Origin of the sequence: Avibacterium sp. 21-599, assembly GCF_026226765.1 — a bacterium.
Lineage (GTDB): Bacteria > Pseudomonadota > Gammaproteobacteria > Enterobacterales > Pasteurellaceae > Avibacterium.
Genome location: NZ_JAKKOB010000001.1, coordinates 535992 through 562331, shown reverse-complemented (window position 1 = coordinate 562331; position 26340 = coordinate 535992). Strand labels below are relative to the sequence as shown.

The window sequence follows — 26340 nt, the reverse complement described above, 5'->3', positions numbered from 1 at the left end:
AAGTAACGTTCAACCTAAAGGGTGTCTTTGCTTCCATTTTTTAGAATGAATTTTCCTAAAAATTTATTTACGTTCGGGCAAAACAGCAGGTAACCCGAAGTGTACTATCTTTGTTAAATTAAAAGGATAGTGAATATCCCGTTTTTCCCCTTTATAACTTGCCTGAATGAGTGGCTAAGTGGCTAGGGGGATTTTTCGTGTTTGAGCCTGCTTGCAGGTGAGTTAAAAATCCGCCGTTTGCCACTCCACGAAATGAAGAAAAGCCAGTTATCAGGACGCATTTCTTTTGCTTCGTTTTCTTTGTGCGAACAAAGAAAATGAAGTTTCAGTTAGGTGAAACCAGATAAATTAATCAAGTTTCTTACTAAATGGCTAAGCCTTAATCTCCGCTACAATCAGATCCCCCATTTCCTTCGTTGAAACAGGTGTGTTTTCATCGGCTAAATCTGCTGTACGATAGCCATTTTCTAGCACTTTTTGTACCGCACTTTCTATTTCATTCGCCGCCTCATTAAGATTAAAGCTATAACGTAACATCATTGCGGCAGAAAGAATTTGTGCAATCGGGTTTGCGATACCTTTCCCCGCAATATCAGGGGCAGAACCGCCTGCAGGCTCATATAAACCAAATCCTTTTTCGTTTAAGCTCGCTGAAGGTAGCATTCCCATTGAACCCGTGATCATCGCACATTCATCAGAAATAATGTCGCCGAAAATATTTGAGCAAAGTAACACATCAAAAAATTCAGGTTGCTTGATTAATTGCATCGTAGCATTATCAATATAGATATGATCTAACGTGACTTCTGGGTAATCTTTCGCAACTTCTTCAACCACTTCCCGCCATAAGATTGAACTGATTAATACATTGGCTTTATCTACAGACGTTAAATGTTTTTTACGTTTCATTGCGGTTTCAAAGGCAACTTTGGCAATGCGTTTAATTTCATAGCGATGATAAATTTCTGTATCATAGGCTTTCTCATTGTCTCCCTCGCCTTCGCGCCCTTTTGGCTGACCAAAATAAATGCCTCCCGTTAATTCACGGACGGTAACCATATCAAAACCTTTAGCAGCAATATCCGCACGCAATGGGCAGAATTTTTCTAAGCCTTTGTATAAGGTTGCAGGGCGTAAATTACAAAACAATGAAAAATGTTTGCGTAATGGTAATAACGCACCGCGTTCAGGTTGTTGGTTAGGCGGAAGATGTTCCCATTTTGGTCCACCCACTGAACCAAATAAGATAGCATCGCTTTGTTCGCAACCTGTTAAGGTGTCTTCTGGTAACGCTGTGCCGTGCTTGTCAATGGCAATGCCACCTACATCAAAATGGCGGAAGTTAAGCTGAAAACCGTATTTTTGTTGTACGGCATCAAGCACTTTAATGGCTTCTGCCATCACTTCAGGCCCAATGCCATCACCACTTAATACAGCAACATTATAATTTTTCATCGTATCACTCCTTAATTGATCGAGTTTTTGCTTAATTTCAAATTTTCTACTTTATGTGATCGGTAAATTGCATTGATGGCGTGGATCAGCGCACGGGCTGAGGATTCTACAATATCCGTTGCCAAGCCTACCCCGTGAAAACGGCGACCTTTATGCTCCACCACAATATCCACTTGCCCTAGTGCCTCAGCCCCTTCGCCTTTAGCCGTTAAGTGATAATTCAACATTTTTAAATCAATATTCGTGATGTTCAAAATGGCATTAAACACCGCATCCACTGGGCCATTACCTCCACTGGATACTTGACTTAATTTTTCACCGTCTAGCTCCACTTGCACAAAGGCAGAGGCAGGTAAATGGCTGATCATTTGTGAAGTAATCACATCTAAGGTTAAACGATCCTCATCGCCTTGCTGCATATCAATAAAAGCAAGGGCTTCTAAATCATAATCGAACACTTGCCCTTTTTTATCTGCTAATTTCAAGAATGCCTCATACAATTTATCTAAATCATATTCACTTTCTTGATATCCCATTGAATCCATATGATTTTTTACCGCGGCGCGCCCAGAACGAGCCGTTAAATTCAATTTTTCTTTTTTCAAACCGATGGTTTCTGGCGACATAATTTCGTAAGTATTTTTATTTTTCACCATACCATCTTGATGAATACCAGAGGAATGGGCAAAGGCATTTGACCCAACAATCGCTTTATTGGGTTGAATTGGCATATTACATAATTGACTAACCATTTGGCTAACACGGTGAATTTCTTGTGTATTAATGCGAGTATCTACGCCAAACAAGGCCTGACGGGTTTTAATTGCCATTACCACTTCTTCCAATGCCGTGTTACCTGCACGCTCACCGATACCATTTACTGTACATTCAATTTGTCTTGCACCATTTTGTACAGCAGTTAAAGAGTTGGCAGTCGCCATTCCCAAATCATTATGGCAATGCACGGAAATAATCGCTTTATCAATATTTGGTACACGGTTCATTACATTGGCGATAATATTGCCATATTCCATTGGTAAACAATAACCCACTGTATCTGGAATATTCACTGTGGTTGCTCCCGCATTGATTGCGGCTTCTACAATACGGCAAATATTATCAATGCCTGTACGCCCTGCATCTTCACAAGAAAATTCCACATCATCGGTATAACGGCGTGCGCGTTTAACTGCATTAATTGCCATTTCGACCACATCATCAAAGGTGCGACGTAATTTGCTTTCAACGTGCAAAGCTGAGGTGGCAATGAAAGTATGAATTCGGAATGCTTCCGCCACTTTTAAGGCTTCTGCTGCCACGTCAATATCTTTATCCACCGCACGAGATAACGCACAGACACGACTATTTTTGATATGTTCCGCAATGGTGCGCACGGATTCAAAATCCCCCGCAGAAGAAACAGGAAATCCCACTTCCATTACATCAACGCCAAGACGTTCAAGAGCAAGGGCTATTTGTAGTTTTTCTTTTACCGTTAAACTGGCTTTTAGGGCTTGCTCGCCATCGCGTAAGGTGGTGTCAAAGATAATCACTTGATCTGTCATAACTTATCCTTTCATTGATTTTGAATATAAAAAAACCCGCCTCTAAAGTGCGGGTCAAATTTGGGAAATTTTTACATAACGTGTTTTTTATCCACAAGCTAGCCGCACAAAAATTGTGAGAGGAGCAGGTGGAGTGAAAGCAAAACACGAGTAAACATAAAACATAATCCTTCTTGAAAACGGTTTTATCTTACCTGCTAAAAATAAACTGTCAAACACTATTTTAGGATTTTTCTCTAAAGCAAACGATTTTCAATGTGTTCGTTTAGTTTAATATTTCATATTTTAATTTTATATTGGGTTAATAAACTAAAAGTGGCAAAAATGTTATTTTTTTATACCGCACTTTTCCTGAAAACAAGAGAATAAAATTTATTTTGATAAAGAAGAAAAAACAAATTTTGCGTTAAATCAATAATAACCTACAAATACTACTAAAGGGGTAGCCTTTCTTTGCTGGAAGAACTACGCGGTGTTATCGCCTTATGATAGAATCAGGGCATTTTCCAATAATTGTCAATTTTTATGTCAATAATCAATCAATTACAGCTTGAACAAATTACCTGCCAACGTGGTGATAAAACCTTATTTTCCGAGTTATCTTTAACTTGGCAAAGTGGTGATTTTGTACAGATTGAAGGACATAATGGTATTGGAAAAACCAGTTTATTACGGATTTTAGTTGGGCTAGCCCAACCCGTTGTTGGGCAAGTATGCTGGAATGCTCAACCGATTAAACAATGCCGTGAAGCGTATTATTACCAGTTATTATATTTAGGTCATCACACGGGAATTAAACCAGAACTTACTGCGTGGGAAAATTTGAAATTTTATCAAGCCGTTAGCCAATGCCAACAAGGAGAAGAAGCCCTTTGGCAGGCATTGGAAAAAGTGGGCTTGATCGGGCGTGAAGAGATTACCGCAGGGCAACTTTCCGCAGGGCAACAGCGACGTATTGCCCTTGCACGGTTATGGCTTTCCCAAGCGCCTTTATGGATTTTAGATGAGCCTTTCACGGCGATTGACAAAAAGGGTGTACGCATTTTAACAGGCTTATTTGAACAGCACGTGGAAAAAGGCGGAATGGTGATTTTAACTAGTCATCAAGCGATCCCGAGCGAACAATTACAGGTGCTGGATTTAGAGAAATATAAATTTGACCCACATCGTGTTTAGTCGCTACGCTCAAATAAAGTGCGGTGCAAAATGAGAGACGTTTTTATGCAGATATTTGCGCAAATTATCAAACGGGAATTACGCATTGCGATGCGAAAACAAACGGAGATTCTCAATCCGTTGTGGTTCTTTTTGATTATTATTACTTTATTTCCTTTGGTCATCGGCCCAGAACCGAAATTACTCGCCGAAATTGCCCCCGGGGTTGCTTGGGTGGCAGCGTTGCTCTCGGCATTATTATCTTTTGAACGTTTATTTCGTGATGATTTTATTGATGGCTCATTAGAGCAATTAATGCTCAGCTCACAACATTTAGCCTTAACCGCATTAGCTAAAGTGGTGGCACATTGGTTATTGACAGGTTTACCCCTGATTTTGCTTTCCCCCATTGCCGCATTATTGCTTTCTTTGGATAGCCATATTTGGTGGGCGTTAGTGCTGACATTGTTATTGGGGACGCCAATTCTAAGCTGTCTTGGTGCAATTGGTGTGGCACTTACGGTTGGGCTACGCAAAGGCGGTGTGCTATTGAGTTTATTGGTGTTACCTTTGTTTATTCCCGTGCTGATTTTTTCTTCGTCTGTCCTTGAAGCGGCGGCACTTACCTTGCCTTATAACGGGCAACTTGCTATTTTGGGCGCAATGTTATGTGTTGCATTAACCTTATCGCCTTTTGCTATTGCGGCAGCGTTACGGATTAGCGTGGAATAACGTGAGAAACTGATTTTTGATTTTAAAGTAAGGAAAATATTCATTATGTGGAAATGGCTTCACCCTTATGCTAAACCAGAAACGCAATATCGCGTATGTGGAAAATTACTTCCTTGGTTTGCCATACTTTCAACCTTATTCATTGCGACGGCTTTAGTATGGGGCTTAGCTTATGCACCAGCAGACTACCAACAAGGTAATAGCTTTCGCATTATGTATATTCACGTTCCAGCAGCCATTTGGTCAATGAGTATTTATGTGTCAATGGCGATTGCGGGAATCATTGGTTTAGTGTGGCAAATTCGCCAAGCACATCTTTCAATTATTGCGATGGCACCAATTGGTATGGTATTTACTTTTATCGCCTTAGTAACTGGGGCGATTTGGGGAAAACCTATGTGGGGAACATGGTGGGTGTGGGACGCACGCTTAACCGCATCATTAATTTTATTTTTCTTATATTTAGGCGTGATTGCGTTGTATTCCGCATTCCAAGATCGCATAACAGGAATGAAAGCCGCCGCCATTTTATCCATTGTCGGTGTCATCAATATTCCGATTATCCACTTCTCTGTGGAATGGTGGAATACCTTGCACCAAGGCGCGAGTATCACCAAATTTGAAAAGCCATCTATTGCAACGCCGATGTTGATCCCACTGATTTTATCTATCTTGGGCTTTATGGCATTAACCATTTGTTTAACCTTAGTGCGTTATCGTTTAGCCTTATTAAATGATGAGAAAAAACGCCCTTGGGTAAAAATGTTAGTAAATAGCAAATAAATTTTGCATAAATTTGCACCGCACTTTTATTTTTTAAACATAATGTGGGGAGAAAACTAAAGTGCGGTGGTTTTTCAACGAATTTTTAATTTTATAAGGATAAGAGAATGTTTTTTAACTCTGTGAGTGATTTTCTAAATATGGGGGGCTATGGGTTTTACGTCTGGCTTTCCTATGGCATTTCTTTCTTAGCCATTGTGGGCTTGATCTTGCAAGGGGTGATGAGTAAGAAAAATCTCATTAATGAAATTAAACGTGAACAACAACGCGCGCAATATGAACAAAAACGTAGAACGGGAGAAAGCCTATGAATCCAAGACGTAAATCCCGTTTAACCATTGTTTTATTTGTGTTAGTCGGTCTCGCGGTGGCGTCATCGCTGGTGTTGTATGCGTTGCGTCAAAATATTGATTTATTTTATACACCAACAGAAGTTCTTTATGGCAAAAATGAGAATGCGGAAACCAAACCGCACGTTGGGCAACGTATCCGTGTTGGCGGAATGGTGGTGGAAGGCTCAGTAAAACGTGATACGAAAAGCCTGAAAGTGGTATTTGATCTCAACGATATTGGGCCTTCAATTACGGTGGAATATGAAGGTATTTTGCCTGATTTATTCCGTGAAGGACAGGGCATTGTCGCACAAGGAGTATTAAAAACCCCGACTGTGCTAGAAGCCAGTGAAGTATTGGCAAAACACGATGAGAATTATGTTCCGCCCGAATTAGGCGAACAAATGAAAAAAGTACATAAGCCAATGGGCATTTCAGATTTAAGCCATGAAAGCGAACGAGATCGTCAAGAAAAACGAGAAGGTAAATAATGATTGCGGAATTAGGAAATTATGCGTTAGCCCTCAGTTTAGGCATTGCATTATTATTGGCGATATTCCCTTTATATGGGGCAGAAAAAAATAATGCCCAACTGATGGCATTAGCGCGTCCAATGACCTATGGATTATTTGTGGCATTGAGTTTGGCATTTGCGTGCTTATTTTATCTATTCGCGACCAATGATTTTTCTGTGCAATATGTGGTCAATAATTCAAATACAACGTTACCTTTGGCTTATCGCTTATCTGCGGTATGGGGATCGCACGAAGGCTCATTATTGCTATGGATTTGGTTGCTCACCTTATGGAGTGCTGCGGTAGCCTTTTTCAGCAAGCCGTTACCGCAAGAAGCGGTTGCGCGCGTGTTAGGCGTGATGGGGGTTATTACGATTGGTTTTTTGATTTTTGTCCTCTTCACATCGAACCCTTTTACACGTACCTTTCCAAATTTTCCAGTGGAAGGGCGAGAATTAAATCCTTTATTGCAAGATATTGGTTTAATTTTCCACCCACCCCTACTTTATATGGGTTATGTGGGATTTTCAGTGGCATTTGCTTTTTCCATTGCCTCATTAATGACGGGCAAACTGGATACCGCGTGGGCAAGATGGTCAAGACCTTGGACAATGGCAGCTTGGGTGTTTTTAACCTTAGGGATCGTACTTGGTTCTTGGTGGGCGTATTATGAACTTGGCTGGGGCGGCTGGTGGTTCTGGGATCCGGTAGAAAACGCCTCATTAATGCCTTGGTTGGCAGGAACGGCGTTATTGCATTCGCTTGCAGTAACCGAAAAGCGGGGCGCATTTAAAGCTTGGACAGTATTGCTGGCGATTTTAGCCTTTTCCCTTTGTTTGCTTGGCACATTCCTTGTGCGTTCGGGTATTTTAGTGTCTGTCCACGCCTTTGCTTCTGATCCAACCCGTGGACTCTATATTTTAGCGTATTTGATCGTCGTGATTGGTGGCTCACTGACCTTGTATGCTTACAAAGGCAACCGCATTCGTTCAAGAGATAATGCAGAACGTTATTCACGCGAAACGATGTTGTTACTCAATAATATCCTTTTAATGACCGCACTTGCTGTGGTGTTTTTAGGCACATTATTGCCTTTAGTGCATAAACAACTTGGCTTAGGGAGCATTTCTATCGGTGCACCATTCTTCGATCAAATGTTCCTTTACATTATGATCCCTTTTGCTTTATTACTTGGTATTGGACCGTTGGTAAAATGGCGTAGAGATCAATTTTCTGCTATCCGAATGCCAGTCATTCTTAGCCTAATTTTGATGTTAATTGCGGGGTTTGCGTTGCCTTATTGGTTACAAGATCGTATCACGGCAACCTCTGTGCTAGGCGTGATGATGTCGGTGATCATCACCGTATTAGCCTTATACGAATTACAACAGCGAGCTACTCACCGCCATCACTTCTTTGCAGGGCTAAGCAAACTTTCCCGCTCGCATTGGGGAATGGTGTTGGCACATCTCGGCGTGGCGATGACCGTCTGGGGGATTGCCTTTAGCCAAAATTACAGCATTGAACGTGATGTGCGAATGAACGTCGGCGATAGCATTGAGATTGCAGGCTATGATTTTAAATTCCAAGGGATTAGTGATGCGAATGGGCCAAACTATCTTGGTGGCAAGGCAGAAATTGAAATCAGTAAAAATGGTCAATATGAAACCACGCTGTATGCTGAAAAACGCTTTTACACGGTAAGTAAAATGTCAATGACAGAAGCCGCGATTGATTGGGGCTTTGCACGCGATCTCTATGTGGCATTAGGTGAAAGCCTTGGCAATGGTGCGTGGGCATTACGTTTATATTATAAACCGTTTATTCGTTGGATTTGGCTCGGTGGTCTCTTTATGGCGTTAGGCGGCTTGCTTTGTATGTTTGATCGACGTTACCGTTTCAAACAGTTATTAACGAAGGCTTAAATAGAATAAGAAGGTTATAATGAATAAAAAATATGCAATTCCGCTAATTTTATTTTTGGCATTGAGTATTGCCTTTTTCGTTCAATTACAGCGTAATTCCAACGGCGATGATCCCAAAGCGTTGGAAAGTGCGTTAGTGGGCAAACCTGTGCCAACGGCAAGGTTGCAAGATCTGTTTGACAACAAAACGCACGAGCAACGTATTTTTCAGCAAGGTAAGCCAATCTTATTGAATGTATGGGCAACTTGGTGTCCCACCTGCTACGCGGAACATCAATATTTAAATCAGCTTCATTCACAAGGGATAACCATTATCGGGGTAGATTATAAAGACAAAACAGATAAGGCGATTAAATGGTTAAAAGAATTAGGCAATCCTTATCAGCTTGTGATTAAAGATGAAAAAGGCGCTTTTGGACTTGATTTAGGCGTCTATGGCGCACCAGAAACCTTCATTATTGATGGCAAAGGCATCATTCATTATCGCTATGCAGGTGATGTGAACGAAAAAGTCTGGCAAAGCACGTTACAGCCAATTTATCAAAAATTAATGGAACAAAAATAATGCGAAAAATTCCTTATTTTTTTACCGCACTTTTATTTTTTGCTATCACCGCCAAGGCCGCGATTGAGGTGCGGAATTTTGCTTCAGCACAACAAGAACAAGATTATCAAAGCCTCACCCAAGAGCTACGTTGCCCGCAGTGTCAGAACAATAATATTGCAGATTCTAACGCCACCATTGCGGTGGATATGCGCGAAAAAGTTTATCAATTGCTCAATCAAGGACAAACTAAACAGCAAGTGGTGGATTATATGGTGCAACGTTATGGCAACTTTGTTACCTACAACCCACCGCTCACGCCAGCTACGCTGTTACTTTGGATTGTGCCGATTGGCTTGGTGTTATTTGGTGGTATTTTAGTGTTACGCCGCAAACCCAAAGCACAAATTCAGGCAAATCAAAGTGCGGTGCAAATGGATGATGAAAAATTAACCCAAGCAGAACAGCAACGTTTAGCAAAATTATTAGCAGATAAGGAATAATCAATGGATTTTTGGCTCACTAGTCTAGGCGTAACACTCTTGATTGCAGTGATTTGTTTCTATCCCTTATTATTTTCAAGCAAAACCGAACAGGATAGCAATAAGCGAAATAAGTTAAATAAAGCCTTTTATCTTAATCGGTTAAAAGAACTTGAGGATGATGAACAACAAGGCTTAATTGAAGATACCCCGCAGTTACGCACAGAATTGCAACAAACCTTATTGCAAGATATTCCTGAAAATGAACCGCTGCAACAAGATCATAAACAATATGGCAAAATTTGGTTTATTTCAGGTTTTCTTGCGTTGGTTATTCTGGCGGGATTAGGCTATATGCGTGTAGGGGCGTGGCAACAAGAGGCAATGCTTGAAAAAACTTATCAAAAATTACCGCACTTTTATGAACGCTTAAAGGAAGAAGAAAGTAAGCCAATGAATGAGCAAGAATTACAGCAGTTTGCGATGGCTTTGCGTTTGAAATTGCAAAAAGAGCCAAATAATGCGGCTGATTGGTGGACGCTTGGGCAGGCGGCAATGAATCTTAATGATGCACGTTTGGCTTATGACAGCTATGCAAGAGCGGTAAAATTAGATCCTGAAAATAAGGAATATCAGCTTTCTTATGCACGTATATTAATGTTCTCTGATGACCAAACGGATAAAAATAAAGGTATGGATTTACTCAAAGGCGTACTGCGTAAAGATCATACGAATTTACAGGCGTTAGGTTTGTTGGCTTTTCAATATTTTGAAGCTGAAGAATATAAAATGGCTGCGGTTACTTGGGCAATGATGCTGCGTTTAATTCCCAAAGATGATCCTAGAGTCGCATTATTAGAAAAAAGTATCCGTGCAGCGCGTGATGCGCAAGAAGAAAAAGAGAAGGCAAATCAGAAAAAGTAATGATGTGTGGCGTCGCGCCATTTGAAATACGCCAATCTTATCTTTTTCCTATTTGAGCGATAATTCCACATTTTACTGAAAAAATGATATAGTGGAGCGATGGTGGCGTGGAGGATAAATGAATTCATTATTTTTAGGTTTTCATCATATTGCGATTATTGCGTCAGATTACGCAAAATCTAAACATTTTTACACGCAAATTTTGCAGGCAAAGGTGATTCAAGAAACCTATCGAGCAGAGCGAGACAGCTATAAACTGGATCTTGCTCTGCCCGATGGTAGTCAAATTGAGCTGTTTTCCTTTCCCAACCCGCCAGCCAGAGTGACAAAACCAGAAGCTTGCGGTTTACGCCATTTGGCATTTAAAGTAAAGCATATTCATCAAGTTGTGGCATATTTAGCCCAACATTGCATTTTTTGTGAACCTATCAGAGTCGATGAATTAACGGGTAAGCAGTTTACCTTTTTTCAAGATCCTGATGGGTTACCTTTGGAACTATACGAAATTGAGTAAAATATTTGGTAACAAAATGAAAAAGTTAAATATAGCAACGGCTATCTTCCTTAGCTTTTCTAGCCATTTCATTATGGCAGTTGAAGAAACGGCAGAGCCTTCAGGTTATGTGGAAGTTTTTCGTTTTTCTGAAAGTGAGCCAGAAAATCAAACCTATGTGAGCAAGGAAGAATCGAAGCTTCTTAATCCTAAGAAAATGAGCGATGCAGAAAAACTCGCCAAAAGTATTGAGTTTGAAGTATATGAGGTGAGTGAAAATCGTGTTGCGCACACGGTATTCAAATCTGGTGCGGGGATTTGTCGAGGGTTTAGATCGCATTATGGCGTTGATATGACCGATTCTCGTACTTATTATATTGACCAAGCTAATAATGAATATTATGCAAGCATTGCAGGTGCCACCATTTATTCTAAAAATGCGCCAGAAAATGTGCAATATGCGCCTGTATTTAACATTCAAGATGAAAAAATTGCACAGCAGGTGCAAGATGAAGAAAATAAATACGGTAAACAAGTTGCAACACAAAATATTGCAAAAAATTCAGAAATGCTGAAAAAAACAATTTGTAAACAAGATTATTATCGTCGTTGAAAATGAAAATACGAGAAAGCGGCCGCGGTGTTACTCGTCGTACATAAGGAAGCGGTAACGCTGTATGATTTTTATTTGGAATGACGATAACATACTGAGAGGGAAGGGGAATACCTTCCCTTTATAGTTTTAAAATCTCTTTCACGAAAGGAATCGTCAGTTTACGCTGTGCTTGTAAAGAGGCTTTGTCTAAGTCTGCCAATGCTTGGAACAGCGTGTGCATATCACGATTAAGGCGTTTTAGCAGAAAATTAGCGGTTTCATCGGGCAGTTCTATGCCACGAGAATGTGCTTTTTGTTGTAATACCTTGATTTTCTGTTCATCATCTAAAGGCACAAGCTGATAACTTTCCCCCCAAGATAAACGTGATCTCAAATCAGGCAATTTCGCTGGTAGCGCATTTGGTGATTGATTGGCACTGATGAGTAAAATACCTCGCCCTTGTTCTCGCATACGATTAATCAGATCAAAAATTGCGAGTTCCCATTCATCATTACCAATCACAGCTTGAATATCATCTAAGCAGACCAAATCTTGCTGCTCCAAATTTTCCAGCACTTCAGGGGAGAAATATTGTGATTTGCTTAATGGCACATAAATAGAAGGGCGTTGTTGCACTAAAAATTCATTAGAACAGGCTTTTAGTAAATGGGTTTTGCCGCTACTTTTTGTTCCCCAGATATAGAAAAATTGCTGTTTTAATTCAGTAAAATTTTTATGCAAGGAATCGAGCAACAATAAATTATTGTCGGCATAAAAATTATCTAGAGTTTCTTCATCAATTTGATGAATGGGAAGCGGTAACTGCAAATCTAATAACCAATGTGTTCGTAAACTAAAGTGCGGTAAGAATATACAAAAAAAATAGGGATAAATAAAGCCTACCCCTATTTTCTACGTTGAATTTGGTGATATTTTATTCTTGAATTTCTACTTGATCTTTCGCTTTTGGCAAAATCAGGTTAAGAAGGATCGCCACAACCGCACACAAACTAATACCTTTTAATGAAATTTCGCCGAAGTTCACAAACATTCCACCAATACCAAAAGTCATCACCACAGAAATAATGCACAGATTGCGTGCTTCGGTAACATCGACTTTGCCACGGATCAAGGTACTCATTCCGACCACTGCAATAGAGCCAAATACTAGCATCATTATGCCTCCCATTACGATGGTTGGAATGGTGGAAAGAAATGCCCCCACTTTTCCACAGAAAGAGATGGCAATTGCCCATACGGCAGCCCACGTCATAATCGTTGGATTGAAGTTGCGTGTTAGCATCACAGCCCCCGTTACTTCCGCATAGGTGGTATTTGGTGGACCACCTAATAATGATGCCGCAGTGGTTGCCACGCCATCACCGAGTAATGTGCGGTGTAATCCCGGTTTTTTCAGAAAATCTTTACTCGTTACGGAGCTAATCGCCATAATTCCGCCAACGTGTTCTACCGCAGGGGCAATCGCAATTGGAAGTAAGTATAAAATAGCTTCTAGCTTAAATTCTGGCGTGGTGATGTGCGGTAAACTAAACCAAGGGGCATCAAGGACAGGTTGGAAATTAATTAAGCCTAAGAATAAGCATAAAATATAACCGACCGTAATGCCAAACATAATTGGAATTAGTTTCATTATCCCTTTAGCAAAAACCGCCACTGCCAGTGTCGTTAAGAGTGTTGCCATAGAAACTAAAACTGCATCATTATATTGATATGCTGAGTTTTTCCCAAGAGCCATATCTACCGCAACAGGTGCAAGTCCCATACCGATAATAATAATGACAGGGCCTACCACGACTGGCGGGAAGATCTTTTGTAAGGCTTCCGCACCTTTTAGTTTTACCAGTGTGCTCAACGCAAAATAGACTAAGCCAGTGCAAGCTAGCCCACCCATTGTTACGGCAATCCCCCAAGTCGCAACGCCATATTGGATTGGCGCAATAAAAGCAAAAGAAGAAGCAAGAAAAATGGGGACTTGTTTACCCGTGCATAATTGGAAAAGTAATGTTCCCACCCCCGCAGTTAATAATGCGGTATTGGCATCTAAGCCTGTAATAAGGGGAACAAGTACTAGTGCGCCAAAAGCAACAAATAACATTTGCAAGCCTACAAAGGCTTGTTTGGCTTTGTTTTCCACCTCAATAGGTGCATCTGGATTGGTTTTTATCATTTTAAGTTTCAACTCTCTGTCTGAATTAACTTTAAAAAAACGTTTTATTTACATAAAACACGCGGAAAAAAAACGGCATAAATGCCGTTTTTAAAAAGATTATTTTGTACCAAAAATTTTATCACCGGCATCACCTAAGCCCGGGATAATATAGCCTTGTTCATTTAATTTTTGATCGATAGAAGCGGTATATAATTCTACATCTGGATGGGCTTTTTCTAATGAGGCAATGCCTTCAGGTGCGGCTACTAACACTAATACTTTAATTTGGTTACAGCCTTTTTCTTTTAATAAATCAATTGTAGCAATCATAGATCCCCCTGTTGCTAACATAGGATCAACGACAATGGCTAAACGTTCTTCTAAATCGCTTGCTAATTTTTGGAAATAAGGAACTGGCTCAAGGGTTTCCTCATTACGATACATACCAACTACGCTAATTCTCGCACTTGGAATATGCTCTAACACTCCGTCCATCATTCCTAAACCAGCACGTAAAATTGGCACAACCGTCACTTTTTTGCCTTTAATTCGTTCTACTTCTACGGGGCCACACCAACCATCAATAATCACTTTTTCAGTTTCTAAATCAGCGGTTGCTTCATAGGTTAATAAACTTCCTACTTCAGTAGCGAGTTCACGGAAGTGTTTGGTACTAACATCAGCCGCACGCATTAAACCTAATTTGTGTTTCACTAATGGATGTTTAACTTCAACAATTTTCATCTTTAACCCCTTATTCGACCCGTAAAAATAAAATCGACAAATTGTAAATCAAAGTGAGCAAAATTAATAGTAAATTAAGAGAAAAGTGTAGAAAAAATAGGGGTAAGATAACGAAAGAACATCATATTGTATTATCACCAGTCCAAATAAGAAAAAAGATAATCTATCACTGCAAAAGCAAGTCTATATAGATAGCCAACTCAATAATATTGCCAGTAGAAGCATATTTTAAAATCTGTCATACGATTTTGCTTTTGAATCAAGTTTTTTATTATGCAAATGACACACTATGCCAGAGGAATTTGTGTTGGTTATTCTTTCGATATTAAATAATACCCGCAAAAGCGGCAATTTGTCATCGCAAATTGCCGCACTAAATTTTCTATTCAGCATTATTCTTGCTGAGTTAAAAATTCTTGATTAATTTCAATTTTCACTTTTGTGCGTAACGCCTGTAATAATGCTTGCTGTAATTCTGTTTGTTGTGCTTGGTTTAGCTGAGCATCGAACTGTTTAAGCTGTTCAGAAGTTAGTTCTCCGTCTTTAATGTTCGTTAGTTCAATCACTATAACGCTGTTATCACCGTTTTTCGCAGCAGCATAAACAGGTTTATCCGTTGCTTTTTTCATTGCAAAAATCACATCGCGCAGCTGTGGATTTTTATTTTCAGCATAAACCCATTGCGTTTTCTCACCAAATTGAATGCCATTTGGCAGAGCCGCATTGTTATTTGCATTAAGTGCCTGTGCCACTTTTTCAGCTTGAGCTAGCACAATTTTTTCCGCTTTTTGCTGTTTTAGGTATTGTGCAATGTCATTTTTTGCCTCATCAAGCGTTTTCACTCCTTCTGGTTTATGTTCTACTACACGAACAATCAAAGAATGTTGTTCCCCCACATTAATTGCTTCTGAGTTTGTTCCGCCTTGGGTTAATTCAGAATCAAATAACGCTGAGACCACATTGCCATAATTGAGTGCTACTGGAATATCATTGCGTGAGAAATAACCTGTCTCTTGTACATTTACGCCTGCAGCTTGCGCGGCTGCTTGTAAGGAATCAGGTTGTTCAAAGGCTTTCTCATTGGCTTGTTTTTCCATTGCGTAAAACGCTTTCGTGCTTAATTCATTGCGAAGTTTCGCCGCAATATCGTTTTTCACTTGCGCTAATGGCAGGAATTTTTCTTCTTCTACTTTGATAATATGGTAAGCATTATCCACTTTGACCGGTTGGCTATATTCCCCCACTTTCAACTCACGGGCTGCGGCTTCAAATTGTGGTGGCATCATACCTGCGACAACCCAATCCAAATCACCGCCATTTGCGCCAGAAATTTTATCGCTAGAATAAAGTTTTGCTAAAGTAGCAAAGCTTTCGCCTTTTTGTAAATCCGCATAAACTGCCTGTGCTTCTTTTTCTGTTGGAAGCTGAATATGGGCTAAATGCTGAGTCATATATTGTGCTTTGTTATCTTGATAATATTGTGCAATTTCTACATCCGTCACCTTTACATTTTTTTCCGCTGCTTGGTGAGTTAAATCTAAATATTGCACTTTCACTAACTCAGGTACGGCAAATGCCCCTTTATTGGCATTGTAGTAAGCACTAATTTCATCTTCGCTAACTTGTTGTTGTGCGATTGTCGCGGCAAGTGGAAACTCCGCTAAACGCACATCCCGTTGTTGGAAAAAGAATTGTGCTAAACGTGCATTTTGGCTAGGTACGGTAAATGCGGAACGCACAATTCCGTCATTAAGTTGCTGCAAGCTTAAACCTTGACGTAAATACTGAGCATATTGATTACCGCTTAATCCATTGGCTGATAGCATTTGTTGATAAAGTGCGTTATCAAATTTGCCATCCTTTTGAAAAATTGGGCTGGTTACAATGGCTTGTTGAATTTGGCTATCACTCACATCAAGTTTTAATTCTGCTGCATATTGACGCAATAATTCTTGATCGATTAAACGATCTAAAACCGATCTACGTAAGCCATTAACAAATTCAGGGGAATCCGCGACTGCGGTAAATTGCGCCCCCAGTTGTTCACTAAAGCGTTGATATTCTTGATTATATTGTTCTAAGAAAGTTTGTTGTGAAATTTCTTCCCCATTCACTTTCGCCGCCGAGGTGTCAACGCGTGTAAACATATAGCCTGCTACACCACTTAAGACAAATGACACCACAATTAGGGCGAAAATGATCTTCCACAAGATGCTGTTTGACGCATCACTGAGTTTTTCCATTAACATTGACGTTATCCTTAAAGGTAAGATTAAGACAAATTTTAAGAATTATAATCGAAAGCGCTTTGATTACCAGTATAAAAATAAAAAAGTCGGCAAAGATTGCACTTTACCGACTTTATCATTAAAAAATAGGCAATTAATTCACCGCACTTTCTGCACGTTTACTTTTACGGCGTGGCGTTGTTTTTTCTTCTTTTGCAATTAAGTGAGCAAAATCAACCCCTTCAGGTGGATTTTCTAAAGCAATGCTTAATACTTCATCAATGGTTTCCACGGCTCGAATATCCAAGCTATTTTTCGCATTATCTGGAATTTCTTCCAAATCTTTCACATTGTCTTTTGGAATAATCACAGTTTTAATCCCGCCACGATGTGCAGCAAGTAATTTTTCCTTCAAACCACCAATAGGTAACACTTTACCACGCAAGCTGATTTCTCCCGTCATTGCCACTTCAGACTTCACAGGATTCCCCGTTAAGCAAGAAACTAATGCGGTACACATTGCGATCCCAGCACTTGGTCCATCTTTTGGCGTTGCGCCATCTGGAACGTGAATATGAATATCACGTTTTTCGTGGAAATCAGTGGCAATCCCTAATTTTTCGGCACGAGAACGCACAACAGTCATCGCCGCTTGGATTGATTCTTTCATCACATCGCCAAGTGATCCCGTGTAAGTTAATTTGCCTTTCCCAATAACCGAAGTGGCTTCAATGGTAAGCAAATCACCGCCCACTTGTGTCCACGCCAAGCCGGTAACTTCCCCCACGCGGTTTTGTGTATCGGCACGACCAAACTCAAAGCGTTTTACACCTAAATATTCATCAAGATTATCGCTGTTTACGGTGATCGATTTTAATTTTGGATTCAGCAATAAATTTTTCACCGCTTTACGGCAGATTTTAGAAATCTCACGTTCAAGTCCACGCACGCCCGCTTCACGAGTGTAATAGCGGATAATATCTAAAATGGCACTTTCTTCGATCTTTAATTCACTTTTCTTCAAGCCATTACGCTCAATTTGTTTGTTAAGCAAATGGCGTGTCGCAATATTGAGTTTTTCGTCTTCTGTATAACCCGACAAACGAATCACTTCCATACGATCAAGCAATGGTCCCGGAATATTCATTGAATTTGATGTTGCCACAAACATAACATCAGACAGATCATAATCAACTTCTAAATAATGATCGTTAAAGTTCGCGTTCTGCTCCGGATCAAGCACTTCTAGCAGTGCGGAAGCGGGATCGCCGCGCATATCTGATGCCATTTTATCAATCTCATCAAGTAAAAAGAGCGGATTTTTCACCCCTACTTTTGCCATTTTTTGGATCAATTTACCCGGCAATGAACCGATGTAGGTTTTACGATGCCCACGGATTTCGGCTTCGTCGCGCACGCCACCGAGTGCCATACGAACATACTTCCGCCCAGTCGCATTTGCAATAGATTGCCCTAGAGAGGTTTTTCCTACCCCCGGTGGTCCAACTAAACAAAGAATAGGGCCTTTAAGTTGATTTAAACGACTTTGAACCGCTAAATATTCCAAAATGCGATCTTTCACACGTTCTAAGCCGTAGTGATCCGCATCAAGGATTTCTTGTGCTTTGACAATATCTTTTTTCACTTTGCTACGTTTATGCCACGGTACTTGTAGCATCCAGTCAATGTAGCTACGCACCACCGTCGCTTCGGCTGACATTGGCGACATCATTTTCAGCTTCTGCAACTCGGCTTCCACTTTTTCTTTCGCCTCTTTCGGCATTTTGGCGTCTTCTACTTTTTGGCGCAGTTGTTCGACTTCATCCAGCGTGCTATCTGTTTCGCCGAGTTCTTTTTGAATGGCTTTGATCTGTTCGTTAAGATAGTAATCGCGCTGGCTTTTTTCCATTTGTTTTTTCACGCGCCCACGAATACGCTTCTCGACTTCTAAAATGCCCGCTTCGTTAATCATTAAACCGAGCAAATATTCAAAACGCTCTGTGACATTTGCAATGCTCAATACGTCCTGCTTACGCGCTACAGGAACAGGCATATGGGCTGCCATTGTGTCGCTTAAACGTTCTGGATCAGCAATACTTTTTAAGGCTGAAAGCACATCTGGCTGGACTTTTTTGTTGAGTTCAATGTATTTTTCAAACTCTTCTAACGTAATATTCTGTATCACTTCCAATTCTGTTTCATCGCCAAATTGGGTATCCATTAAGGCAATTTTTGCCTCGAAAAAACGCCCATTATCTTCTAAATGAGAAATCTTAGCCCGTTGCTGACCTTCCACCAGCACTTTTACCGTGCCGTCTGGCAAATTCAATAATTGAATAATATTTGCCACCGTTCCTACATCATACACATCATCCACGGTAGGCTGTTCTAACTCGGCTGCTTTTTGCGAAACTAATAATAATTGTTTGCCGTTTTCCATTGCCTCTTCAAGACTTGCGATGGATTTTTCGCGTCCCACAAACAATGGCATCACCATATAAGGAAAAACCACCACATCTCGTAATGGTAAAACAGGTATGGTTTTTTGTTTTGTTCGTCTGGCGTTCATATTTTCTCTCTTTCCTATAAAACTCGAAATTACTCTTCCATATTGGGGCAATTTAGCAAAGTTCAAGTTCGTCACATCAACTATGCTAATCAGATTTCTTTCAGTGTACTCCATTCAAATTAAAAGTGCGGTCATTTTTTCACACAAATTTTATTTTTTCGCTTTTCTGACAAGAAAAAGAATAAAAAACATTCAATTTATACTTGAAGAAATAAAAAATCCAACCGCGAAAGGTTGGATTAACTAAAAATGATGAAAATTTATACCGCTCTGAAGATTAACGCATCGTTACAAATTCTTCTGAACCCGTTGGGTGGATAGCAACGGTATTATCGAAATCCGCTTTGGTTGCCCCCATTTTAATTGCAACGGCAAAGCCTTGGATCATTTCATCTACCCCAAAACCAATGCCGTGTAAGCCGACAATTTTTTCATCTTTGCCGACGCAAACTAATTTCATTCGGCAAGGCTGGCGATGCTGAGTTACCGCGCTGTACATTGGTGTAAATGAGGATTTATACACTTTCACATTTTCTGCGCCATATTGCTCAATGGCTTGTGGTTCAGTTAATCCCACAGTACCGATTGGTGGGTGGCTGAATACCACGGTTGGCACGAGATTATAATCTAAATGTTCGTTTGGTTTATTGTTAAATAAACGCTCAGACAAACGACGACCTGCGGCAACTGCAACAGGCGTAAGTTCAATACCACCTTCGATAATATCGCCTACGGCATAAATCCCTTTCACATTGGTATTTTGATATTTATCGACTTTGATAAAACCTTTGTTATTGGTTTCCACGCCTGCCGCAGCAAGGTTGATATTCGCCGTATTTGGCTTGCGACCAATCGCCCAGATCACTTTCTCAACCGTTTGCTCACGTCCATCTTCTAATTTTAAGGTGAAAGAACCGTCAGCATTTTTCACCACTTCTTTTGGAATGGCGTGAGTGTGTAAGTGAATGCCATCTTGCGCCATCACTTCCACAAGGGTTTCGACGATTAGCGGGTCAAAACTACGCAATGGGCTTTGTTTACGCACGAATAAGTGGGTGTCCACGCCAAGGCTGTTTAACACGCCCGCTAATTCCACCGCGATATAGCCCGCGCCTACCACGGCGACGGATTTTGGTAAGGCGTTTAATTCAAATACCCCGTCAGAATCAATCCCGTATTCTGCGCCATTAATGTCAGGACGCGCAGGGTAAGCCCCTGTTGCGATTAAAATATGATCAGCACTGATTTTCTCGCCATTCACTTCGACAGTATGCGCATCAACAAATTTGGCGAAGCCTTTGATCACATCCACATTATTTTTAGCTAAGACATTATTGTAAGAGTTGTGAATGCGTCCAATATAAGCCTGACGATTTTCCACTAACTTACTGAAATCAAAATGATTTACCGCAACATCAAAGCCATAATCAGGGGCATATAGATTGATGGCTTCTGCCACTTGCGCGCCATACCACATCACTTTTTTTGGCACACAGCCCACGTTTACGCAGGTTCCGCCAAGTTCTTTTGCTTCAATAATGGCACATTTTTTTCCATAGCTTGCTGCACGGTTAATGGAGGCGATACCGCCACTTCCGCCACCAATGGCGATATAATCATAATGTTTTGTCATTTTATTAACTCCCTAAATTGCTAAATTGGGCTGTGAAAGATAAAAAAGCCCATCATAAATCTGCGCGTATTTTGCCGAAAAATCGGGCTCAAAGCGACTAATTAATCCAATCGGTAAATTCTTACTCTGGTGTGATCCATTTCACCGACCAACTTCCCGTGCCTTCTGGAACAAGTGTTTTAGTAAGGTAAGGCAGGATTTTTTTCATTTGGGCTTCTAATTGCCAAGGGGGATTTATCACAATCATTCCGCTTGCGGTCATTCCACGTTGGTCTGAATCAGGGCGTACAGCCATTTCAATTTGCAGAATTTTACGAATGCCCGTGTTTTCCAAGCCTTTGATCATACGTTTTGTTTGCTGGCGTAACACCACGGGATACCAAATCGCATAGATGCCTGTGGCAAAACGTTTTACCCCTTCTTCAATGGCATTGACCACCAAATCATAATCCTCTTTTAATTCATAAGGGGGATCAATCAAAATAAACCCACGTCTTTCTTTTGGTGGCAGTGTGGCTTTAATTTGCTGAAAACCGTTATCACGCTTAGTGGTCACATTGTCGAATTGTTTGAAATTATTGCGTAATAATGGGAAATCCGCGGGGTGAAGCTCGGTTAATAATGCACGATCTTGTGAACGCAATAAATGTGCGGCAATCAGCGGTGATCCCGCGTAATAACGTAGCGATTTGCCGCCATAATTCAGCTTTTTGATAAGGGCAACATAACGTGCCACTTCTTCTGGCATTTCTGCTTGCTCCCACAAACGCCCGATCCCCTCTTTATATTCCCCAGTTTTTTCAGCTTCATTACCGAATAAACGATAATGCCCGACACCAGCGTGGGTGTCTAAATAATAAAAGCCTTTGTCTTTTTGTTGCAGACTTTCAATAATCAGTATTTGCACGATATGTTTTAGCACATCGGCAAAGTTGCCTGCGTGGAAGCTATGACGATAACTCAGCATCAGTTTGCCCTTAAAAATTTGATAAAAAAAGACCGCACTTTATTTTTGCGGATTAAGAGATTAAAACGAAGGGCGAACATACTGGCTCGCCCTGTCTCATCAAATACATTTTTGATGAGACTTTATTTCGCGAAAATGGCTTGCAAAGCTTGGTAAATAGACTGTGCTTGATGACCTGAAAGGGCATTGCCGTCTTCATCTGTAATCACCACCGCACTTTGTCTGCCTAAATCAGCAAGTTGCATAGCATACTCGCCTTTTTCTAATTCAGGTGCAGCCACACCAAATCTCGCCCATTCTGTTTTTTCTAACGGACGATATTTTAATTCACGATAGCCACGCCCCGGATTTTCTGACGAAGTTTCAAATCCTACTTGATTTAACGCGCCACGCAAACGTTGCCACGCTTGCTTAAAAGGGGCATTTAATGCTAATGCGGTACGCCCATTTATATCGGTGGTTAATTGCGTTTGGATTGGCGTGATCGCCGTGCTATTTAATTCATTTTGCTGCTTGCGATAAGCGCGGTTTAACTCGCCAATCAATTGGTTTAAACGATCAGAGGTGTAACGTTGCTTTTGTGCCATTGTTGGGGTGAAAATAATATTATCCCGCTTCATTTGCAAAATAGACACAACTAAAGCACTTGTGCCTTGATATTGCACTTGTTCGATCAAATAACGAATTTGTGTATCACCAATGTCATCAGCACGCCCCGTTGCCGCCCAATTAGTTTCAATACGATTGTCTTGATATTGGTAATGAATACCTTGTTCTTTTAATAAACGCGCTACTTGGTTTAAGCTATAAACCGCCTCTTTTGAGGAGGGATACGCAATCAAAGCACGTTCACCATCAAACTGTGCAATAGAATTATTAATCATTGCAATCGGCGTGCTTGGTGGACGAATATCTACTTTTTGATGTGCTTGTTGATTAAGCTGTGGCAACGCATAAGTGTTATCCTGTGCTGGTAAATTTACGCCACCACTTGCTAACGGCGCAAAACTCACTTGTTGCTGCGCATATCTTTCAAAGTTATCATTCGCTTGCTGTTTACTTTCATTGCTTGCAGAACAAGCCACGAGTGTCATTAGAATTGATGTGCTTAACAACCACTTTTTCATCAATGTATCCTCAAGATTAAACAAATTTCATTGCCTGTTTTGACAACCAGAATGCCGAAAAGTTTAAGGGGCATTGACTGCTCAACGCCCCTCTTTTATTCAATAAAAGAATTAAACTAAGCCTGCGATTTTCAAGGCTTCAAGCACTTTTGGTTGTGCCGTTTCACTTAATGTCGTCAGTGGTAAACGTAGCACTAACTCAGGAATTAAGCCTAATTTATACGCTGCCCATTTCACGGGGATAGGATTCGATTCAATGAAAAGATCTTTATGTAACGCCATTAAACGTTGATTGATCACTTCCGCCTCATCAAATTTTCCTGCCAAAGCAAGCTCACACATTTTCGCCATCTCTGCAGCTGCAACGTTGTTGGTTACCGAGATCACCCCTTCACCACCCGCTTTCATACTTTCCAAGCCCGTGGCATCATCCCCACTTAACACGATGAAATCCTCACCAGCAAGTTGTTTAATTTTCGCCACACGGCTCACATCACCCGTTGCTTCTTTAATCGCCACAATATTGTCAATTTGTGCTAAACGTCCCACGGTTTCAGGTTGCAAATCACTGCCTGTGCGTCCCGGTACGTTATATAAAATTTGCGGTAAATCGGTGCATTCTGCAATGGCTTTAAAATGTTGATACATTCCTTCTTGCGTTGGTTTGTTGTAATAAGGCACAACAGACAAACACCCTGCAACGCCGCTGCCGTTTAATAATTTTGTCATTGTGATTGCTTCACTCGTGGCATTTGCCCCAGTCCCTGCAATTACTGGAATACGTCCCTTGGCAAATTCAACGGTCTTTAAAATAGTTTTAACGTTTTCCTCTATGCTTAATGTCGCTGATTCTCCAGTTGTTCCCACTGACACAATACCGTGTGTTCCCGCTGCAATATGGTATTCAACCAATTTTTCTAATGCCTCAAAATCCACTTCACCGTGTAAGTCCATTGGGGTAATTAAAGCGGTAATACTCCCGTAAAATAAAGGATTCGTTGCTGACATAAAGACCTCCGAATTATTTTTGTTATCTCTATTGAGTTTGCTTGAAAAAGTTTGTTTAAGATCGCTAAAATAGCCCAACTTTGCAAGTGATTTTTTGCATTTTTTCTCAATCACATCACATTTTTAAGGATATTTACGATGCAAACATTAAAAGCGGGCGATTTTGCACCACACTTTTCTTTACTTGATCAAAATGAACAACCTGTTTCACTTAGCGATTTTAAAGGCAAAAAAGTGCTGGTTTATTTTTATCCGAAAGCCCTTACCCCCGGTTGTACGACCCAAGCTTGTGGCTTACGCGATAGTAAAACAGCACTTGAAAAACAAAATGTCGTCATTCTTGGCATCAGCCCTGATAGCCCGAAAAAGCTTGCCAATTTCGTGGAGAAAAAAGCCTTAAATTTCACCCTACTCTCTGATGAAGATCACCAAGTAGCTGAGCAATTTGGCGTATGGGGGGAGAAAAAATTTATGGGCAAAACCTATGATGGCATTCATCGCATTAGCTTCTTAATTGATGAACAAGGCAAAATCGAAAAGGTCTTTGAGAAGTTCAAAACAGGGGAACATCATCAAGTCGTGTTGGATTATTTGAGCCAAAAATAATCGCTGATTAGCACAAATTAAAGTGCGGTGTAAATTTTCTCAATTTTTCCACCGCACTCTATTTTTGATTGTTTTTATTCGTGTGCTTTTTTACAACTTGCTAAAATGTCTAATTCCTTTTGATACACGTTTGTTTTCAAATCCATATCCATCATTCCAATTACGGTGCTAAATAGATTATCGTGAGAATAGGATTTTGTCTTTGCATTGTTACGTAGACAGTCTAAATCGACGCCTTCATTTTTCTTCCATTTATCTGAAAACCAGAAAATCATTGGGACGCGTGTTTGGTAGATTGGCGCAATGGCATAAGGTGTACCGTGTAGATAAATACCGTCTTCGCCAAGTGATTCACCGTGATCGGACACATAATATACCGCACTTTCTAAATCATCTCGTTTGGATACCTTGTCTATTAACGTATCAAGAAAATGATCAATAAATAAAATACTATTATCATAAGTATTCACTAATTCTTGGTTGCTACAATTTTGAATTTGGTTTGTATCACAGGTTGGGGTAAAACGTCGATATTCTGGGGTATAACGTTCATAATAGGTAGGGCCGTGATTACCAATAGTATGTAAAATTAATACGGTGTCTTTACCGTCTTTACCTGCTTGGTCAAGAATCTTATCTATATCAGAAAACATAACGGTATCTAAGCATTCGCCCTCCGTACAGTAATTTTTTAATGTCGGCTGATTAGCTTGAATGGTTTCATTAGGTACGCGTAAACAGACGCCTTTACAATCACTATTATTTTCTAACCAGAAAATATTCACACCAGCACGTTGTAATACATCAAGCAAATTATCCATTTTTTGTGCTTTTGCACCATCGTAGTCGGCTTTGGTTAAATAAGAGAACATACAAGGCACGGAAACCGCGGTTGATGTACCACAACTAGACACAGAACTGAAATTGATAATCTCCTGTCCGCGTGCGGCGAGTTTTGGTGTGGTTTGCCGAGCGTAACCATTTAATCCCCAATTTTGCGCCCGCGTTGTTTCCCCCACAACAATGACAGTAAGATGCTGAAATTCGTCAGGTTTATCTTGTTTTGCATCTAACCCAATTTGAACATAAGGACGATTAGCTTCACGCACACGCTTAATTTCATTGACACTTGCACTAATAAAGTTTGAAGGCACAAGTAAACTTACTACTGGTTTATTATTACGCACAAAGGACGCGTAATCTTGATAAAAGCCTTTTGCGATCGCCAAAATGACTATCCCTGAAAAAGCAATTAATCCTAATCTTACCGCAAGTTCTTTCCACCAAGTGCGGTAGTCAATTTTTGTCATTATATATAATATGGCAGGTAACACACCAAAAACGACAATCCAAGTGAGATATTGCCAAGTGAGCATACGAACACTTTCTGCAGGCGTAGTTTGTAGGACGTTTTCAAGCATATCGGTAGAAAAATGTACGTCATAAAATAACGCTTGATAGCCAATGGCAGCACTAATAATTAATAAAAGTGGAATAATCACTTTATGTAAAATAGGTAAGGCAATGAGTTGAAATACCGCATTAAGGGTGAAAAAAACAAAAAAAGGCACAGTGAGAAGAAAATAGTCTTCAGGCTGTCCTAAAAATGGGTGCAAAGCCCACACTTTTTTATAAAATGCCACATTAAGTACACAAGTAAAATAAAGCGCAACAAGCGCAATAAGCGTTGAACTTTTTAATCTAAACCGAGAAAATAACATAAAAAAACACTCTCCTGATTTTCAAAATGATCATTGAATGGTCGTTGGATTAGTCAGGTAAAAACT

General features: G+C 40.3%; 24 protein-coding genes. 12 read left to right on the top strand and 12 right to left on the bottom strand.

The features are described 5' to 3' along the window. Window positions 1-372: 372 nt before the first annotated feature. Both leuB and leuA read right to left on the bottom strand, forming a co-directional pair. The gene (gene leuB / locus L5B83_RS02650) at window positions 373-1455 is read right to left on the bottom strand and encodes a 3-isopropylmalate dehydrogenase (protein WP_265777473.1); all 1083 of its coding nucleotides are present in this window, start codon (window positions 1453-1455) and stop codon (window positions 373-375) included. Window positions 1456-1466: 11 nt separating this feature from the next. Next, on the bottom strand, window positions 1467-3020 hold the full coding sequence (gene leuA / locus L5B83_RS02645; RefSeq protein WP_250364034.1) for a 2-isopropylmalate synthase: 1554 nt from the start codon (window positions 3018-3020) through the stop codon (window positions 1467-1469). A gap of 525 nt (window positions 3021-3545) precedes the next feature. Here leuA and ccmA point away from each other — a divergent pair. From ccmA to L5B83_RS02590, 11 genes are all read left to right on the top strand, one after another. Further along, complete coding sequence (gene ccmA, locus L5B83_RS02640; protein ID WP_265777472.1) at window positions 3546-4196, top strand: cytochrome c biogenesis heme-transporting ATPase CcmA; 651 nt, start codon at window positions 3546-3548, stop codon at window positions 4194-4196. 45 nt (window positions 4197-4241) lie between these two features. After that, window positions 4242-4907 carry a heme exporter protein CcmB gene (gene ccmB / locus L5B83_RS02635; RefSeq protein ID WP_265777471.1) on the top strand — a complete coding sequence of 222 codons (666 nt, stop codon included), beginning with the start codon at window positions 4242-4244 and terminating at the stop codon, window positions 4905-4907. A 45-nt stretch (window positions 4908-4952) separates the two neighbouring features. Beyond that, on the top strand, window positions 4953-5690 hold the full coding sequence (locus L5B83_RS02630) for a heme ABC transporter permease (RefSeq protein WP_265777470.1): 738 nt from the start codon (window positions 4953-4955) through the stop codon (window positions 5688-5690). Window positions 5691-5797: 107 nt separating this feature from the next. After that, a complete protein-coding gene (gene ccmD, locus L5B83_RS02625) occupies window positions 5798-6001 on the top strand; it encodes a heme exporter protein CcmD (protein ID WP_250351532.1) in 204 nt (67 codons plus the stop codon). Beyond that, on the top strand, window positions 5998-6513 hold the full coding sequence (gene ccmE / locus L5B83_RS02620) for a cytochrome c maturation protein CcmE (protein WP_265777469.1): 516 nt from the start codon (window positions 5998-6000) through the stop codon (window positions 6511-6513). Before ccmD ends, ccmE begins: the two co-directional genes overlap by 4 nt. Continuing rightward, entirely contained in the window at window positions 6513-8462 is a 1950-nt protein-coding gene (locus L5B83_RS02615; protein ID WP_265777468.1) for a heme lyase CcmF/NrfE family subunit, read from the top strand. The genes ccmE and L5B83_RS02615 overlap by 1 nt, the downstream gene beginning before the upstream one ends. A 19-nt stretch (window positions 8463-8481) precedes the next feature. Next, on the top strand, window positions 8482-9027 hold the full coding sequence (locus L5B83_RS02610) for a DsbE family thiol:disulfide interchange protein (protein WP_265777467.1): 546 nt from the start codon (window positions 8482-8484) through the stop codon (window positions 9025-9027). Then, a complete protein-coding gene (locus L5B83_RS02605) occupies window positions 9027-9509 on the top strand; it encodes a cytochrome c-type biogenesis protein (RefSeq protein WP_265777466.1) in 483 nt (160 codons plus the stop codon). Before L5B83_RS02610 ends, L5B83_RS02605 begins: the two co-directional genes overlap by 1 nt. A gap of 3 nt (window positions 9510-9512) precedes the next feature. Further along, window positions 9513-10412 (top strand): c-type cytochrome biogenesis protein CcmI, encoded by a 900-nt coding sequence (gene ccmI / locus L5B83_RS02600; protein WP_265777465.1) that lies wholly within the window; start codon window positions 9513-9515, stop codon window positions 10410-10412. Window positions 10413-10530: 118 nt separating this feature from the next. Beyond that, the gene (gene gloA2 / locus L5B83_RS02595) at window positions 10531-10926 is read left to right on the top strand and encodes an SMU1112c/YaeR family gloxylase I-like metalloprotein (protein WP_250351538.1); all 396 of its coding nucleotides are present in this window, start codon (window positions 10531-10533) and stop codon (window positions 10924-10926) included. Window positions 10927-10942: 16 nt separating this feature from the next. Beyond that, window positions 10943-11518, top strand: a complete 576-nt coding sequence (locus tag L5B83_RS02590) for a hypothetical protein (protein WP_250351539.1) — start codon at window positions 10943-10945, stop codon at window positions 11516-11518. Window positions 11519-11639: 121 nt separating this feature from the next. Here L5B83_RS02590 and hda read toward each other — a convergent pair whose 3' ends face one another. From hda to dapA, 9 genes are all read right to left on the bottom strand, one after another. Then, entirely contained in the window at window positions 11640-12329 is a 690-nt protein-coding gene (hda, locus tag L5B83_RS02585) for a DnaA regulatory inactivator Hda (protein ID WP_268739303.1), read from the bottom strand. Between the two features lie 106 nt (window positions 12330-12435). Continuing rightward, window positions 12436-13689, bottom strand: a complete 1254-nt coding sequence (locus L5B83_RS02580; protein ID WP_265777464.1) for a nucleobase:cation symporter-2 family protein — start codon at window positions 13687-13689, stop codon at window positions 12436-12438. Between the two features lie 99 nt (window positions 13690-13788). After that, entirely contained in the window at window positions 13789-14415 is a 627-nt protein-coding gene (upp, locus tag L5B83_RS02575; RefSeq protein ID WP_265777463.1) for a uracil phosphoribosyltransferase, read from the bottom strand. 392 nt (window positions 14416-14807) lie between these two features. After that, window positions 14808-16664, bottom strand: a complete 1857-nt coding sequence (gene ppiD, locus L5B83_RS02570; protein ID WP_265777462.1) for a peptidylprolyl isomerase — start codon at window positions 16662-16664, stop codon at window positions 14808-14810. 133 nt (window positions 16665-16797) lie between these two features. Continuing rightward, window positions 16798-19212 (bottom strand): endopeptidase La, encoded by a 2415-nt coding sequence (lon, locus tag L5B83_RS02565; protein ID WP_250364185.1) that lies wholly within the window; start codon window positions 19210-19212, stop codon window positions 16798-16800. A gap of 277 nt (window positions 19213-19489) precedes the next feature. After that, complete coding sequence (gene gorA / locus L5B83_RS02560; RefSeq protein ID WP_265777461.1) at window positions 19490-20845, bottom strand: glutathione-disulfide reductase; 1356 nt, start codon at window positions 20843-20845, stop codon at window positions 19490-19492. A 121-nt stretch (window positions 20846-20966) separates the two neighbouring features. Beyond that, the gene (locus tag L5B83_RS02555) at window positions 20967-21812 is read right to left on the bottom strand and encodes a 23S rRNA (adenine(2030)-N(6))-methyltransferase RlmJ (protein WP_265762219.1); all 846 of its coding nucleotides are present in this window, start codon (window positions 21810-21812) and stop codon (window positions 20967-20969) included. Window positions 21813-21934: 122 nt separating this feature from the next. Beyond that, on the bottom strand, window positions 21935-22939 hold the full coding sequence (gene bamC / locus L5B83_RS02550; protein ID WP_265777460.1) for an outer membrane protein assembly factor BamC: 1005 nt from the start codon (window positions 22937-22939) through the stop codon (window positions 21935-21937). Window positions 22940-23050: 111 nt separating this feature from the next. Continuing rightward, window positions 23051-23947 (bottom strand): 4-hydroxy-tetrahydrodipicolinate synthase, encoded by an 897-nt coding sequence (gene dapA / locus L5B83_RS02545; protein ID WP_250364181.1) that lies wholly within the window; start codon window positions 23945-23947, stop codon window positions 23051-23053. A 138-nt stretch (window positions 23948-24085) separates the two neighbouring features. Between dapA and bcp the strand changes: the two genes are divergently transcribed. Next, window positions 24086-24553 carry a thioredoxin-dependent thiol peroxidase gene (gene bcp, locus L5B83_RS02540; RefSeq protein ID WP_265777459.1) on the top strand — a complete coding sequence of 156 codons (468 nt, stop codon included), beginning with the start codon at window positions 24086-24088 and terminating at the stop codon, window positions 24551-24553. Between the two features lie 74 nt (window positions 24554-24627). Here bcp and L5B83_RS02535 read toward each other — a convergent pair whose 3' ends face one another. Next, window positions 24628-26274: a phosphoethanolamine transferase gene (locus tag L5B83_RS02535; protein WP_265777458.1), complete on the bottom strand. Its 1647-nt coding sequence runs from the start codon at window positions 26272-26274 to the stop codon at window positions 24628-24630. Window positions 26275-26340 lie beyond the last annotated feature (66 nt).

Excerpts from the sequence above, each read along its gene's own strand:
- leuB (WP_265777473.1), bottom strand. The coding sequence starts at position 1,455 with ATGAAAAATTATAATGTTGCTGTATTAAGTGGTGATGGCATTGGGCCT.
- leuA (WP_250364034.1), bottom strand. The coding sequence starts at position 3,020 with ATGACAGATCAAGTGATTATCTTTGACACCACCTTACGCGATGGCGAG.
- ccmA (WP_265777472.1), top strand. The coding sequence starts at position 3,546 with ATGTCAATAATCAATCAATTACAGCTTGAACAAATTACCTGCCAACGT.
- ccmB (WP_265777471.1), top strand. The coding sequence starts at position 4,242 with ATGCAGATATTTGCGCAAATTATCAAACGGGAATTACGCATTGCGATG.
- L5B83_RS02630 (WP_265777470.1), top strand. The coding sequence starts at position 4,953 with ATGTGGAAATGGCTTCACCCTTATGCTAAACCAGAAACGCAATATCGC.
- ccmD (WP_250351532.1), top strand. The coding sequence starts at position 5,798 with ATGTTTTTTAACTCTGTGAGTGATTTTCTAAATATGGGGGGCTATGGG.
- ccmE (WP_265777469.1), top strand. The coding sequence starts at position 5,998 with ATGAATCCAAGACGTAAATCCCGTTTAACCATTGTTTTATTTGTGTTA.
- L5B83_RS02615 (WP_265777468.1), top strand. The coding sequence starts at position 6,513 with ATGATTGCGGAATTAGGAAATTATGCGTTAGCCCTCAGTTTAGGCATT.
- L5B83_RS02610 (WP_265777467.1), top strand. The coding sequence starts at position 8,482 with ATGAATAAAAAATATGCAATTCCGCTAATTTTATTTTTGGCATTGAGT.
- L5B83_RS02605 (WP_265777466.1), top strand. The coding sequence starts at position 9,027 with ATGCGAAAAATTCCTTATTTTTTTACCGCACTTTTATTTTTTGCTATC.
- ccmI (WP_265777465.1), top strand. The coding sequence starts at position 9,513 with ATGGATTTTTGGCTCACTAGTCTAGGCGTAACACTCTTGATTGCAGTG.
- gloA2 (WP_250351538.1), top strand. The coding sequence starts at position 10,531 with ATGAATTCATTATTTTTAGGTTTTCATCATATTGCGATTATTGCGTCA.
- L5B83_RS02590 (WP_250351539.1), top strand. The coding sequence starts at position 10,943 with ATGAAAAAGTTAAATATAGCAACGGCTATCTTCCTTAGCTTTTCTAGC.
- L5B83_RS02580 (WP_265777464.1), bottom strand. The coding sequence starts at position 13,689 with ATGATAAAAACCAATCCAGATGCACCTATTGAGGTGGAAAACAAAGCC.
- upp (WP_265777463.1), bottom strand. The coding sequence starts at position 14,415 with ATGAAAATTGTTGAAGTTAAACATCCATTAGTGAAACACAAATTAGGT.
- ppiD (WP_265777462.1), bottom strand. The coding sequence starts at position 16,664 with ATGTTAATGGAAAAACTCAGTGATGCGTCAAACAGCATCTTGTGGAAG.
- lon (WP_250364185.1), bottom strand. The coding sequence starts at position 19,212 with ATGAACGCCAGACGAACAAAACAAAAAACCATACCTGTTTTACCATTA.
- gorA (WP_265777461.1), bottom strand. The coding sequence starts at position 20,845 with ATGACAAAACATTATGATTATATCGCCATTGGTGGCGGAAGTGGCGGT.
- L5B83_RS02555 (WP_265762219.1), bottom strand. The coding sequence starts at position 21,812 with ATGCTGAGTTATCGTCATAGCTTCCACGCAGGCAACTTTGCCGATGTG.
- bamC (WP_265777460.1), bottom strand. The coding sequence starts at position 22,939 with ATGAAAAAGTGGTTGTTAAGCACATCAATTCTAATGACACTCGTGGCT.
- dapA (WP_250364181.1), bottom strand. The coding sequence starts at position 23,947 with ATGTCAGCAACGAATCCTTTATTTTACGGGAGTATTACCGCTTTAATT.
- bcp (WP_265777459.1), top strand. The coding sequence starts at position 24,086 with ATGCAAACATTAAAAGCGGGCGATTTTGCACCACACTTTTCTTTACTT.
- L5B83_RS02535 (WP_265777458.1), bottom strand. The coding sequence starts at position 26,274 with ATGTTATTTTCTCGGTTTAGATTAAAAAGTTCAACGCTTATTGCGCTT.